Here is a 14,340-nt window from a genome sequence, read left to right on the forward strand (position 1 = left end):
TGCATCTCCTTAACACCAATTATGTCGATTACTTACATAATGTATTAAAACACTTTTTTCACAAATTCAAGTAGTAAAAATAGCTATGTATCAACAATGTAAGCGTTTTGTGAAAAGAATAATTTCACAAACTATTAAGATATGTTTCCATACTTCGTTAATGATAAGGGTTACATTTGTGATTTTATTAGCATATTTTGCATTTTATGCATTATTTTTTAGCTAAAAAATATTTCAAAATATTTCCTAGGAAATACTTTGAAATAAAAAAAGCGGAATATTTCCACTTTTTTAAATTATTATTTATTTACTTTTGAGTAGCGTCCATTTTGAATATAAACACTTAAAATAGCAAGATCTGCTGGATTCACCCCAGAAATACGTTCAGCTTGTGCTAATGTTTCAGGACGAATTTGAGCAAATTTTTGACGAGCTTCTGTAGCTAAGCCTTCAATTGCATCATAATCAATGTCTGCAGGTATTTTCTTTGCTTCTTGGCGATGAAGACGATCGATTCTAACTTGCTCTTTTTTAATATAGCCAGCATATTTAATATTTATTTCTACTTGTTCTTTAACATAGCGATCTTCTGAAATACTTTCACCTGTTAATTTTTCAATATCAGAAATAGTCACACGCGGACGACGAAGAAATACATCAGCTTTAACGCCGGCGCTCATTTTATCATCTCCAATTGAAGATAAATAGTTTTGAACTTCATCATTCGGATGAATAGTTATTTTAGAAAGTTTATCTTTAGCTTCTTTAATTGCTTTTTTCTTTTCTTCGAACTTTTCATAACGATCATCTGAAATAAGTCCTAAATCATGTCCATATTGGGTTAAGCGAAGATCAGCATTATCATGACGCAAAATCAAGCGATATTCAGCACGAGACGTAAGCAAGCGATATGGTTCATTAGTACCTTTAGTTACTAAATCATCAATCAAAACTCCAATATAAGCTTCATCACGTCCCAATGTAAATCCCGGCTTATTTTGAGCGCGAAGAGCAGCGTTAATACCTGCAACGAGACCTTGGCCCGCAGCTTCTTCGTAACCAGATGTACCATTCATTTGACCTGCAGTAAATAAATTTTTGATATTCTTTGTTTCAAGTGTATGGGTCAACTGCCATGGATCAATAACATCATATTCAATAGCATAACCTGGACGCATCATTTCTGCATGTTCAAGACCGACAACACTATGAAGCATTTTAAGCTGAACTTCTTCTGGCATCGAAGTTGAAAAATCTCCAACGTAATATTCTTTAGTGTCTCTACCTTCTGGTTCTAAAAACAACTGGTGACGTTCTTTATCAGCAAACCTAACCACTTTAGTTTCAATAGATGGACAATAACGTGGTCCAACTCCAATAATATCTCCAGAAAACATCGGTGAACGATCCAAGTTTTCATTGATAATTGCGTGAGTTACTGGATTAGTATAAGTCATCCAACAAGAAATCTGATCACGTAAATAATCTGCATCACTAGTTTCATAAGAAAAATGACGCGGAGTTTTATCGCCAGGTTCTTCTTCAGTCTTAGAAAAATCAATAGTATTTCCATTAACTCGAGGTGGTGTACCTGTTTTAAAGCGACGTAATTTAAAACCAAGTTCTTCCAAATTTTCTGATAATTTAATTGCAGGAATCGTATTATTAGGACCAGAGGAATAATTCAATTCACCAATAAAAATTCGTCCCCTAGCTGCTGTACCCGTAGTTAAAACTACACTTTTGGCGTGGTATTTTGCACCAGTGGCTGTAATTACACCAGTACATACACCATCTTCAACGACCAATTCATCTACAACACCCTGACGTAATGTTAAATTAGGCGTATTTTCAATCACATCTTTCATATGTTCATGATATTGACGCTTATCAGCTTGAGCACGAAGTGCGCGAACAGCAGGGCCCTTTCCGGTATTTAACATTCTCATTTGGATATAGGTAGCGTCAATGTTTTTCCCCATTTGACCACCTAAAGCGTCAATTTCTCTAACTACAGTTCCCTTAGCCGGCCCTCCTACAGAAGGGTTACATGGCATAAAAGCAACCATATCAAGCCCAATAGTTATGAGAAGTGTCTTTTGACCCATATGAGCACTAGCAAGAGCAGCTTCACTACCAGCATGTCCTGCACCTACAACAATTACATCATATTCATTTGAGTTATAAGTTTTCATATCATCCCTACTTTCCTAAACAGAATTGACTAAATAGTTGATTAATCAATTCATCAGGAGCACTATCACCAGTAATTTCTCCTAAGGTATCCCACGCACCATTAAAATCAATTTGGGCAATATCTACTGGAATACCACTTTCTACTGCATTAATTACTTCTTCTAATTCTCTTTTAGCTTTTTTAAGAAGTGCACTTTGACGTTGATTAGTAACCATTATTTGCTCATTTGAATTTTCAATTCCAGAGAAAAAGAGTTTGTTTATTAAATCTTCTAATTCGTCTAAATTTTCTTCTTTCAAAATTGAAGTTGAAATTACATCACTACCTGTCAACTTGTGCATATCCTGTGGAGAAATTTTTGAACCTAAGTCAGCTTTATTTAAAATAATAATTCGCTTTTTATTCGCAGTTTCCTTAATCAATTCTTGGTCTGCATCGCTTAAACCTTTACTTGAATCAATCAGTAAAAGTACTAAATCAGCTTGTTTTAGAGCTTTTTGAGAACGTTCAACACCAATTTTTTCCACTTTATCATCAGTATGATGAATACCTGCAGTGTCTATTAATTTTAATGGGACACCTTTAACGGAAACATATTCTTCAAGCGTATCTCGAGTAGTTCCTGCAACATCAGTAACAATCGCTTTATCACTTTGTGTAAGATAATTAAGCAAAGAAGATTTACCAACATTTGGCTGTCCAACGATTGCTGTTGCAAGACCATTACGTAAAATAGTACCCTCTTGAGCTGTCTTTAACAGTTTATCAATCTTTTTAATAACAGATTTAGAAGTAGTAGCCATTTGATTAGCAGTAATTTGGTCAGCATCATATTCAGGATAATCAATATTCACTTCTACATTAGCCAAAGTATCCAAAATTTCTTGACGCATTGCACGAATTTTTTCAAGTAAACCACCTTCAAGCTGACCAACAGCAACTTGACGAGCTTTATCAGTTTTAGCTCTTACAATGTCCATAACACTTTCAGCTTGGGTTAAATCAATTCGCCCATTAACAAAGGCCCTTTTAGTAAACTCGCCAGGATCAGCCATTCTTGCACCATTTTCAAGCAATAATTGCAAGATATGATTAGTAACTACAATTCCGCCATGACAATTAATTTCTACAATATCTTCACGAGTAAAAGTTTTTGGCGCTCTAAGGACAGTTACCATTGATTCGTCAATTACTTTTTCAATTTTAGGATCAATAATATGTCCATAATGAATAGTGTGAGTTGGTACTTTTTCAAGATTTGCACCCTTAAAAACTTTATTAGCAATTTTGACTGCATCTTCTCCAGACATACGTACAATAGAAATTCCACCTTCACCAATCGGAGTTGAAATTGCAGCAATTGTATCAAATTCTGTTAAAGTTTGAACCATACTTTCTCCCTTTTTCAATAAAAAAAGCGCATTATACCACCATGAGAAATAGACCATGATGGATAAAGCACTTTGACTACTTTATCTAAAAATGATTTTAGATATTATATTCTATTTTTTGCGTCCTATACGCTTATACGCTTTTCTAAGGCGACGTTTACGCTCACGCTCTTTTTGCTGTTTTGCTTCTTGCTCACGTTTATATTTAATAGGATTTTGCAAGATGAATGTTTGTACAGCTTGGAAGAGGTTTGAAACCACCCAGTAAAGTGTAATCGCAGATTGGAAACCAATTGCCATTACACCAACCATAACTGCCATACTATATGTCATTACCTTAGTCATCATGTTTTGTGATGATTTAGGTGTAGACATTTGGCTGATATAAGTTGAAATAAAAGTGAATACCATAGCTAGAATCGGCATTACATAGTATGGATCAGGCTTTCCTAAATCCATCCACAAAAAACGTCCATTCTGAAGTTGCGGAGTACGCCAAATAGCTTGATACAACGCATACATAACTGGAAGTTGAATAACTATTGGAAGACAGCCTGTATATGGATTCACACCGGCTTCTTTATATAGCTTATTCGTTTCTTGTGATAATATTTGTCGCGATTCATTGTCACGTCCTGGATACTTTTTGCGTAGTGCATCAACTTGCGGTTGAATTTGCTGCATCTTGGTAGTACTTTTGATTGACAATGCATTCAAAGGCAAAAGTATAATTCTAATTAAAATAGTAAAGACAATAATAGTCCAACCATAATTATTTCCCAAGAGCTTTGCAAGCCAAAGCAAGAATGCAGAAACGTAGTAAACGATCCAACGGTCCCACCAATTTCCACTAGTATGTGAAATTGGTGCTTGTGCTTGTCCATTAGTTGGAGCACAGCCACTCACAGTAACTGCAATAGCTACTAAAGCTAATAAAACAAGCAGACGTTTGACATTTCTCTTTGTTAAAATGTCTTTCACTCTATTCTTCCTCATTTTCATTTGGCATTTCTTCAATGACGTGAGCCAAGGTGAGAGCATGAACTAAATTTTTGCGTACCTTAGTCATGTCAAAATTGCGAGCATAAGGTCTCGTGATTACTAAAAAGTCAAGTTGGGGATCAATATCCGTCTTTCTCTCAGTAAGCACAGCCCGAATATAACGCTTGAGCCTATTACGAACAACGGCGGTATGACCGACCTTCTTACCAACAGATATACCAACTCGAAAGTGTGTATTCTCTGTTCTCTTTAGTTTATAGATAACAAAAGCTCGGTTAGCGACCGAGTCGCTTGATTTAAAAACTCGTTGAAAATCCTTTTCAGATTTAACTCGATAAGACTTTCTCAAAACGTTTCATTCCACTCTACTAGACTAAAAAAACCACTGTGGATTTCAGTGGTTTAAGCAGATAAGACTTTTCTACCCTTTGCACGGCGTCTTGCTAAAACCTTACGGCCATTTGATGTGCTCATACGCTTCATGAAACCATGTACACGTGAACGGTGACGCTTCTTTGGTTGGTAAGTTCTCTTAGTTGTCATTTAAACTGCACCTCCATCTTTACTTTTGTGCTATTTACACAATTTCTTACTAAGGATAGCACGAAAATCTATAAAAACCAAGGGTAAATTACAAGAAATCTAAAAGAAATTAGCACATTATTTTTAAAAATAAAGATTTATTTTGTGGATAAACTAAGGTATAATTTTTGCTCTAATAAACAATCCACACATTATCCACCATGATTTTTCCACAAATCACAGGGTGTTTATAACTTTATTCACACCATGTGGATATTATGGTATAAAGTTATAGATTTCATTGTTATATCAACAAAAATTATTAACAGGTTATTTGTGGATAATCAATAGCACTACACTGATATTAAAAAATCTGTGGATTATTTTTTGATTTTTTTACACACCCTGTTAATTCTGGATAACTTTTTCCACTTTGTGGAAAACTTATCTAAATCATGCTAAAATAATTTATGATTTTTATTAACGGAGGAGGTCTATTTTGTTCGATAAAGATGATTTTTGGCAACATTTTAATAACGAAATGCGCGTCCGTTTTAATGAAGTTGCCTATAACGCTTGGTTTAAAAACACTAAGCCCATCTCTTACGATAAAAGTAGCCATGAACTTAAAATCTCTGTTCAAAATCCAGTAGCTAAAGGATATTGGGAAAAAAACTTATCTTCCCAATTAATCCAATCTGCTTATGGATATTCAGGGATTGAAATTCTACCTACTTTTGAAATTGAAGAAGCTGCAAGCTCCGAACGCTTGGTTACACCTGAAGTCGCACCAAAGCGACAAAACAGAATATCACCTTCTACAATTGACGAGTTTTCAAAAAATTTTAAACTGAATGATAAATATACTTTTGAAAACTTTGTCCAAGGTGAAGGTAATAAATTAGCGGCTGGAGCTGCATTAGCAGTGGCAGATAGTCCTGGGAGTTTCTATAATCCATTGTTTATTTTTGGAGGAGTTGGTCTTGGGAAGACTCACTTAATGCAAGCTATCGGTCATCAAATGCTCGCAGAAAAACCTAATGCCAAGATTGTATATATTCAAAGCGAAACATTTGTTAATGATTTTATAAACTCTATTAAAAATAAAACACAGGATCAATTTAGGGAAAAATATCGAACCTGTGATTTATTGTTAGTAGATGATATTCAGTTCTTTGCAAAAAAAGAGGGAATTCAAGAGGAATTCTTCCATACGTTTGAAACTCTTTATAATGATCAAAAGCAAATTGTAATGACCAGTGATCGCTTACCTACAGAAATTCCTGACTTATCTGAACGTCTAGTTTCACGCTTTACGTGGGGTTTACAAGTAGAAATTACTCCACCTGACTTAGAAACAAGAATTGCAATTTTACGCAAAAAAGCTGAGTCAGAGGGCTTAAGTGTTAACGAAAGCACGCTTGATTATATTGCTTCTCAAATTGACACAAATATTCGTGAATTAGAGGGAGCATTAGTAAAAGTACAAGCACATGCAACAATTGAAAAAGAAGACATTAATGTTCCTTTAGCTCAAGAGGCATTGACTGACTTAAAGCTTGTGCAAAAAACTCGTGGATTACAAATTCCAAAAATTCAGGAAGTTGTGGCGAACTATTTCCAAACTTCAACTGCTGAACTAAAGGGAAAAAAACGAGTTAGACAAATTGTAATACCTCGACAAATTGCAATGTATCTAGCCCGCGAATTAACTGATTCCAGTTTGCCAAAGATTGGTCAGGCATTTGGGGGAAAAGATCACACTACGGTTATGCATGCTTGCGAAAAAATAAAGCAACAAGTAAAAACTGATGCTGAAATCAAAAATGCTATATTTGATTTAAAACAAATATTGGATCATTAATTTGTCCATGTGGAAAAGTGGCTAAGTTTTACACAGAGTTTTCAACCGCAACAATTGCGTTCTTACAGGGGATTAGGTGAGTTATCAACAGAATTCACAGGCCCTACTACTACTAAGTTAATTAATAAATAATAAAAGAAAACCTAAAATTTTCAGGAGGTTAAAATGCAATTTACAATTAATCGTAACTTGTTTATTGAAAATTTAAATAATGCTATGAGAGCTATTTCATCAAGAGCAACTATTCCAATTCTCAGTGGTATCAAATTGGTCTTAACTAACGATAATTTGCTTCTAACAGGTAGTGACACAGATATTTCAATAGAAATCAAAATTCCAGTTAGTGATGATTTACAAGTTATTTCCACTGGTTCAATCGTGTTACCAGCACGTTTCTTTAGTGAAATTATTAAGAAACTTCCAGGAAAAGATTTTTCTTTTGAAGTTAAAGAAAGTTTTCAAACTAGAATTATTTCAGAAAATAGTGAATTCACAATTAATGGTTTAGATGCAAATAATTATCCTCGGTTACCTGAAATTTCAGATGAGTCTTCATTTACCATTTCAGGAAAAACCTTTAGAGAAATTATTAATGAGACACAGTTTGCCGTTGCCACCCAAGAAAGTCGCTTAGTTTTAACAGGTGTACACTTTACTTTTAATCCTAATATGATTAAAGCGGTTGCAACAGATTCACATAGATTGTCAGAAAGAACAATTAGTCTGGATAATGGTCCCCAAAAAGAAACAGATTTGATTATTCCTGGTAAAAGTTTACAAGAATTATCTCGCATTATTGGAGAAACTGATCCACAAGTGCGTATATGTCCTGGGGATAACCAAGTTTTGTTTGAAATTGGAAATATTTTATTCTATTCCCGTCTTTTGGAAGGAAGTTATCCAGATACTGATCGTCTTCTACCGAAGGATAGTTCAACAAGTGTTGAGTTTGAATTATCGGAATTATCAAGCGCCCTTGATCGTGCTAGTTTAGTTACTCATGCTGGTAGGAATAATGTGGTTAAGCTTAATCTTGATGTTCAAAATCAAACTGTAAAGTTATCAGGGGAATCTGCAGAAATTGGTAATGTTGAAGAAGATGTTAGCTTTAAGAATTTAGAAGGCGAAAATTTGGAAATTTCATTTAATCCAGATTACTTACGTGACGCGCTTCGAGCATCAATTACTGATGCTGTAGTAATGAAGTTTACACAGCCTCTTCGTCCATTTACTGTAACGCCTAATAGAGATGATGTGAACTTTGTTCAATTGATTACTCCAGTTAGAACATTTTAATAAATAATTATCTTGTTAAAGCCATCAAATTGATGGCTTTTTTTATGTGTATTTTTTCTATAAGGGAATAAAAGTGGTGAAATTTTATTTTTGCACGTAAATACTATGACCAGGTTATATTTAATAAAAAGCTCTCATAGCCCTTATAAATGCGTTTTACGTTTGTAATTTATGTTATTAACGAATATAATTATATTAGTATCAAAGTGTATTGAAGGTGAGTATTATCAAGGAGTTCAAAATTAAAGGGGAATATATGACCCTAAGTCAGTTTTTGAAAGAAGAAAGCATTATTTCTTCTGGTGGGCAAGCAAAATGGTATCTTCAAGATAATCCAGTAATGCTTAATGGCGAAAGCGAAAATCGCCGAGGTAAAAAATTACACCCAGGCGATTTATTAGAAGTTGCTGGGGAAAAGTACGAATTTCGGTAAAAGTTAATGTATCTTAGTCGGTTCAGCGTGCAGGGCTTTCGTAATTTGCACAAACTTGAAGTAAATTTTGATTCAAATGTGAATATTTTTATTGGAAAAAATGCCCAAGGTAAAACAAATTTACTTGAGGCAATTTATTTTTTAGCTTTAACTCGTTCGCATCGTACTAGTAATGACAGTGAGTTGATCAATTTTACTAAAGAATATGCTAATTTATCCGGCGAAGTCCATAAAAGTCAAATTGAGATTGATTTACGTGTATTAATTACCAACAAGGGGAAAAAGGTGTGGATAAATCGTCTTCAACAGCCTAAGCTGTCAAAATATGTTGGACAATTAAACGCTGTTTTGTTTTCTCCAGAAGATTTGGAACTAGTAAAGGGTGCACCAGCACTTAGAAGGCGATTTATGGACCAAGAGTTTGGACAAATTAATGCAGAGTATTTATATTTTTCTAGTAAGTATCGTCAAGTTTTAAACCAGAAAAATAATTATCTAAAAAAATTATCCCGAGGAAAAGTGCGAGATACCTTATTTTTAGATGTATTATCAGATCAATTAGCAGGAATTGCTGCTGAAATTATTGTTCGTAGATACAAATTTTTGAATTATTTGAGCCACGCTGCTCAAGATGCATATGAACATATTAGTTTAGCTAGTGAAAAGTTAACCATTGAGTATAAACCTTCTGTTAGCGAAATATCATCACAAGATGCTACTGAAGAAATTTATCATAAAGTTTTGGATAACTTTAAAAAAATGAAGCCAGCTGAATTAAAGCGTGGTACGACCCTATCTGGACCGCATCGAGATGACATTATTTTTAAACTAGATGGAAAAAATGCCCACTTGTATGCCTCACAAGGTCAACAACGAAGTATTGCACTGAGTGTGAAGTTGGCTGAGATACAGTTGGTTCATAATGTGACTAATGAATATCCGCTACTGCTTTTAGATGATGTAATGAGTGAATTGGATCATGGTCGCCAGAGTGCACTTTTGAATTATATTCATGGTAAAACGCAGACTTTTATTACGACTACAGATTTGGAAGGTATTTCCTGGGAAATAATTAAAAAGCCGAAAATTTATCATGTTCAAAATGGTGAAGTTAGTTTGGAAAAGGAGAATTAAATGGCTGATAACAAGAAAGAAAATCTTGAGAAAGTCAAAAAGTATGAAGAGGAAGCTGAAAAGTATAATGCTAGCCAAATCCAAGTTTTAGGTGGGCTTGAAGCTGTTCGTAAGCGTCCTGGTATGTATATTGGCTCAACTAGCTCTCAAGGTTTGCACCACTTAGTGTGGGAAGTTATTGATAACAGTATTGATGAACGTTTAGCAGGTTTTGCTACTAAAATTGAAATCACTGTTAATGAAGATGGCAGCGTTACTGTTCAAGATGATGGTCGTGGAATTCCTGTAGATATTCAAGAAAAAACTGGCCGTCCAGCCTTAGAAACTGTATTCACAGTTCTTCACGCCGGAGGAAAATTTGGCGGTGGAGGATATAAAGTATCTGGTGGTCTTCACGGTGTAGGTGCTTCAGTTGTTAATGCTCTTTCAACTAAACTAGACGTAACTGTAATGCGCGACGGCAAAAAGTACTTTATTGATTTTGATCATGGTCGTGTTAAGGATGAAATGAAACAAATTGGTACTGTTCCACTTTCAGAACACGGAACAATTGTCCATTTTTATCCAGATCCAGATATTTTTACAGAAACTACAACCTTTGATGATAAAATTTTAAAGAATCGTATCCGTGAATTAGCATTTTTAAATAAAGGATTAAAATTAACTTTCACTGATAAACGCAAAGATACTGCTGAAACTGATGTATATCATTTTGAAGGCGGTATTAAAGAATATGTTGCTTTTTTGAATCATGATAGTGAAACTTTATTTGAGGATCCAATTTATGTTGAAGGTGACTATGAGGGAATCAATGTTGAAGTAGCACTTCAATATACAAACGGCTATAAGACTACATTGATGACTTTTGCTAATAATATTCACACCTACGAAGGTGGAATGCACGAAGCTGGATTTAAGAGTGCTCTTACTCGCGTGGTTAATGACTATGCCCATAAGTCAAAAATTTTAAAAGATAAAGATGATAATCTTTCTGGTGAAGATATTCGTGAGGGAATCACGGCAGTGGTTTCAGTTAAGCACCCTAATCCACAATTTGAAGGTCAGACAAAGACAAAGCTTGGTAACTCAGATGCAAGAAAGGCTGTGGATAAGGCCTTTTCAGAAGCATTTACGAGATTTTTAATGGAAAATCCAAGCGTGGGACGAAAAATTGTGGAAAAGGCACAATTAGCTGAACGCGCTCGTAATGCTGCTAAACGGGCTCGTGAAGTAACTCGTAAAAAGTCTGGCTTGGAAATTGCTAATTTACCAGGTAAGCTTGCTGATAATACAAGCAATGATCCAAGTATTTCAGAATTATTTATTGTCGAAGGTAATTCTGCTGGGGGAAGTGCTAAACAAGGTAGATCGCGTCTAACTCAGGCTATTTTGCCAATTAGAGGAAAAATCCTCAATGTGGAAAAGGCCTCAATGGATCGTATCTTAGCAAATCAAGAAATCAGATCATTATTCACAGCTTTAGGCACAGGCTTTGGAGCAGACTTTGATGTCACGAAAGCGCGTTACCATAAGTTAATTATTATGACTGATGCCGATGTCGATGGTGCTCATATTCGTACACTACTTTTGACGCTATTTTATAACTATATGCGTCCAATGATTGATAAAGGATATGTATATATTGCTCGTCCACCTCTATATCAAGTTCGTCAAGGTAAAGTAATTAAATATCTTGATACAGATGAAGAATTGCATGATTATCTTGGAAGTCTTCAACCTAGTCCAAAGCCAATTGTTCAGCGCTATAAGGGACTGGGTGAAATGGACCCAGAGCAACTTTGGGAAACTACCATGAATCCAGAAAATCGTCGACTTGATCGTGTAAGTCCAGAATATGCTAAAGACGCTGATGAAATTTTTGAGCTTTTAATGGGTAATGAAGTAGCTCCAAGACGTGACTTTATCCAAAAGAACGCTAAATATGTTGAAAACTTGGATGCTTAGGAGAGGTTAAATGGATAACGATAATCAAACTCAAGATCGTAGAATAAGAAATGTTGATTTGACCAGTACAATGCGAAGCTCCTTCCTAGACTATGCAATGTCAGTTATTGTGGCTCGTGCGCTTCCAGATGTTCGTGATGGATTAAAGCCAGTACAAAGACGTATTTTATATGGAATGAGTGAATTAGGAGTTACACCTGATAAGCCATATAAGAAATCTGCCAGAATAGTCGGAGAAGTAATGGGTAAGTTTCACCCTCATGGTGACTCATCTATTTACTTAGCTATGGCACATATGGCTCAAGATTTTTCTTATCGTTACATGCTTGTTGACGGTCACGGAAACTTCGGTTCTGTTGATGGTGATGAACCAGCTGCAATGCGTTATACAGAAGCGAGAATGAGTAAAATTGCTCTTGAAATGCTTCGTGATATCAACAAAAATACAATTGATTGGCAACGCAATTATGATGACACTGAAAATGAACCAGTAGTTCTTCCAGCAAGAATTCCTAATTTGTTAGTAAATGGTGCTAATGGTATTGCTGTTGGTATGACAACTAACATACCTCCTCATAATTTGACTGAGGTTATCAAGGGGCTTCATATGTTAATGGATAATCCAGATGTGACTACCAAAGACTTGATGAAGGTTATTCCAGGTCCTGATTTTCCAACAGGTGGAATTATCATGGGACGAGGCGGTATCTACCGTGCTTACGAAAACGGTAAGGGAAATATTGTTGTTCGTGCCAAAACTAACATTGAAACCGAGAAAAATGGTCGTGAGCGTATCATTGTAACTGAGCTTCCATACATGGTAAATAAGGCTGAGCTTGTTAAGAAGATTGCAGATTTAGCTAGAGAAAAGACTATTGATGGTATTACTGGAGTGCGAGATGAATCTGACCAATCCGGAATGCGAATTACAATTGATATTCGTAGAGATGCAAGTGCAAGTGTTGTATTGAATAATTTATTTAAAGAAACACAAATGCAAGCAAACTTTGGTATGAACATGGTGGCTATTGTAGATGGCGCACCTCACTTTTTGACTTTGAAGCAGATGTTGCAATATTACCTTGATCATCAAGAAGATGTTGTAACACGTCGTACAAAGTTTGAACTTGCTAAAGCGGAAGCTCGTGCTCATATCTTAGAAGGATTAAGAATTGCACTTGACCATATTGATGAAATTGTAAAAATCATTCGAAGCAGTCAATCAAGTGATTTAGCTAAAGCTGCACTTATTAGTCGATTTGGTTTAGATGATAAACAATCTCAAGCAATTTTAGATATGCGTTTAGTTCGCTTAACTGGACTTGAACGAGATAAGGTTGAGTCTGAGTATCAAGATTTGCAGGCAAAGATTGCAGACTTTAAAGATATTTTGGCTAAGCCTGAAAGAATTGACAAATTGATTTACGATGAACTTCTTGATATTCAAAAGCGTTATGGTGATGATCGCCGAACTGAAATTGGTGCAAGTGAAGTTGTATCAATTGAAGATGAAGATTTGATTGAAAGACAAAACGTTCTTTTAACTTTAACTCATCGAGGTTACATCAAGAGAATGCCAATTACGGAATTTAAGACGCAAAATCGTGGTGGTAAAGGCGTTAAAGGAATGGGCGTTCAAGATGATGACTTTACTGAAAATCTAATTTATTCAAGTACTCATGATATGCTATTGTTCTTTACTAATAAGGGTAAAGTTTACTCTAAGAAAGCATATGAAATTCCTGAATATGGTAGAACTGCTAAAGGTTTACCAATTGTAAACCTCTTGCAATTAGATAAAGGCGAGAAAATTCAAACAGTTGTTAATATTCCAGAAGGTGCAGATGATAACTATCTCTTCTTTATCACTAAGATGGGTACAGTTAAGCGTACACGCGTTAGCGAATTCGAAAATATTCGAAATAGTGGTTTAATTGCCTTAACTCTTAAAGATGGTGATGAATTAAATAATGTTTTGACTACTGATGGTAAGCAAAACATTATGATTGGAACTCATTTAGGTTATGCGGTAACTTTTAATGAAAGTGACGTTCGTCCAATGGGTAGAACCGCAGCTGGAGTTCGCGGAATCAATTTACGTGATAATGATTACGTTGTAGGCTCTGAAGTCATTAAACCAACTGATGAAGTTCTTGTTATTTCTGAAAAGGGTTATGGTAAACGAACAGCAGCTAGTGAATATCCAATCAAAGGTCGTGGTGGTAAAGGTATCAAGACGGCTAATATTACAGAGAAAAATGGTCCTCTTGCAGGAGTAACTGTAGTAGATGGCACTAAAGATATTATGGTAATTACTACAGATGGTATTATGATTCGCTTTAAGCTTGGGGATGTTTCTCAAACTGGACGTAGTACTATGGGTGTTCGTTTGATTAAGGTTGATAGTGACAGTAAGGTATCAAGTTTAGCAACTGTGCCAACTGAAGAAAATCAAGAAATAACCGAAGATAATAAAGACGAATAAAAGTAAAAAATTATCAAATAGTTTTGCGTATTTATGGTTTGAAGGGTAAAA

Annotated in this window: 11 protein-coding genes; 6 read left to right on the top strand and 5 right to left on the bottom strand. The window is 35.2% G+C overall.

What is annotated here, in order from left to right:
* Positions 1-299: 299 nt before the first annotated feature.
* The 5 genes from mnmG to rpmH form a co-directional block, all read right to left on the bottom strand.
* On the bottom strand, positions 300-2,195 hold the full coding sequence (gene mnmG / locus ACTHPI_RS01665; RefSeq protein WP_445352441.1) for a tRNA uridine-5-carboxymethylaminomethyl(34) synthesis enzyme MnmG: 1,896 nt from the start codon (positions 2,193-2,195) through the stop codon (positions 300-302).
* A gap of 7 nt (positions 2,196-2,202) precedes the next feature.
* Positions 2,203-3,588, bottom strand: a complete 1,386-nt coding sequence (gene mnmE, locus ACTHPI_RS01670) for a tRNA uridine-5-carboxymethylaminomethyl(34) synthesis GTPase MnmE (protein ID WP_445352442.1) — start codon at positions 3,586-3,588, stop codon at positions 2,203-2,205.
* Positions 3,589-3,699: 111 nt separating this feature from the next.
* On the bottom strand, positions 3,700-4,569 hold the full coding sequence (locus tag ACTHPI_RS01675; RefSeq protein WP_445352443.1) for a YidC/Oxa1 family membrane protein insertase: 870 nt from the start codon (positions 4,567-4,569) through the stop codon (positions 3,700-3,702).
* Between the two features lies 1 nt (position 4,570).
* Positions 4,571-4,939 (bottom strand): ribonuclease P protein component, encoded by a 369-nt coding sequence (gene rnpA / locus ACTHPI_RS01680; protein ID WP_445352444.1) that lies wholly within the window; start codon positions 4,937-4,939, stop codon positions 4,571-4,573.
* 53 nt (positions 4,940-4,992) lie between these two features.
* Complete coding sequence (rpmH, locus tag ACTHPI_RS01685; RefSeq protein ID WP_003549412.1) at positions 4,993-5,133, bottom strand: 50S ribosomal protein L34; 141 nt, start codon at positions 5,131-5,133, stop codon at positions 4,993-4,995.
* A gap of 478 nt (positions 5,134-5,611) precedes the next feature.
* On the opposite strand from rpmH, the gene dnaA reads away from it, so the two are divergent.
* The 6 genes from dnaA to gyrA all read left to right on the top strand — a co-directional run bounded on the left by dnaA (position 5,612) and on the right by gyrA (position 14,289).
* Positions 5,612-6,976, top strand: a complete 1,365-nt coding sequence (gene dnaA / locus ACTHPI_RS01690) for a chromosomal replication initiator protein DnaA (RefSeq protein WP_445352445.1) — start codon at positions 5,612-5,614, stop codon at positions 6,974-6,976.
* Between the two features lie 165 nt (positions 6,977-7,141).
* Positions 7,142-8,272 carry a DNA polymerase III subunit beta gene (gene dnaN, locus ACTHPI_RS01695; protein WP_445352446.1) on the top strand — a complete coding sequence of 377 codons (1,131 nt, stop codon included), beginning with the start codon at positions 7,142-7,144 and terminating at the stop codon, positions 8,270-8,272.
* A gap of 217 nt (positions 8,273-8,489) precedes the next feature.
* Positions 8,490-8,705 carry a S4 domain-containing protein YaaA gene (yaaA, locus tag ACTHPI_RS01700; protein WP_445352447.1) on the top strand — a complete coding sequence of 72 codons (216 nt, stop codon included), beginning with the start codon at positions 8,490-8,492 and terminating at the stop codon, positions 8,703-8,705.
* 6 nt (positions 8,706-8,711) lie between these two features.
* Positions 8,712-9,839 carry a DNA replication/repair protein RecF gene (recF, locus tag ACTHPI_RS01705; protein WP_445352448.1) on the top strand — a complete coding sequence of 376 codons (1,128 nt, stop codon included), beginning with the start codon at positions 8,712-8,714 and terminating at the stop codon, positions 9,837-9,839.
* Positions 9,840-11,804 (top strand): DNA topoisomerase (ATP-hydrolyzing) subunit B, encoded by a 1,965-nt coding sequence (gene gyrB, locus ACTHPI_RS01710; RefSeq protein ID WP_445352449.1) that lies wholly within the window; start codon positions 9,840-9,842, stop codon positions 11,802-11,804.
* Between the two features lie 10 nt (positions 11,805-11,814).
* A complete protein-coding gene (gene gyrA, locus ACTHPI_RS01715; RefSeq protein WP_445352450.1) occupies positions 11,815-14,289 on the top strand; it encodes a DNA gyrase subunit A in 2,475 nt (824 codons plus the stop codon).
* The last annotated feature ends 51 nt before the right edge of the window (positions 14,290-14,340 follow it).

It is taken from the genome of Lactobacillus sp. PSON (genome assembly GCF_052615405.1).

Excerpts from the sequence above, each read along its gene's own strand:
- rpmH (WP_003549412.1), bottom strand. The coding sequence starts at position 5,133 with ATGACAACTAAGAGAACTTACCAACCAAAGAAGCGTCACCGTTCACGT.
- mnmG (WP_445352441.1), bottom strand. The coding sequence starts at position 2,195 with ATGAAAACTTATAACTCAAATGAATATGATGTAATTGTTGTAGGTGCA.
- gyrB (WP_445352449.1), top strand. The coding sequence starts at position 9,840 with ATGGCTGATAACAAGAAAGAAAATCTTGAGAAAGTCAAAAAGTATGAA.
- gyrA (WP_445352450.1), top strand. The coding sequence starts at position 11,815 with ATGGATAACGATAATCAAACTCAAGATCGTAGAATAAGAAATGTTGAT.
- recF (WP_445352448.1), top strand. The coding sequence starts at position 8,712 with ATGTATCTTAGTCGGTTCAGCGTGCAGGGCTTTCGTAATTTGCACAAA.
- mnmE (WP_445352442.1), bottom strand. The coding sequence starts at position 3,588 with ATGGTTCAAACTTTAACAGAATTTGATACAATTGCTGCAATTTCAACT.
- dnaN (WP_445352446.1), top strand. The coding sequence starts at position 7,142 with ATGCAATTTACAATTAATCGTAACTTGTTTATTGAAAATTTAAATAAT.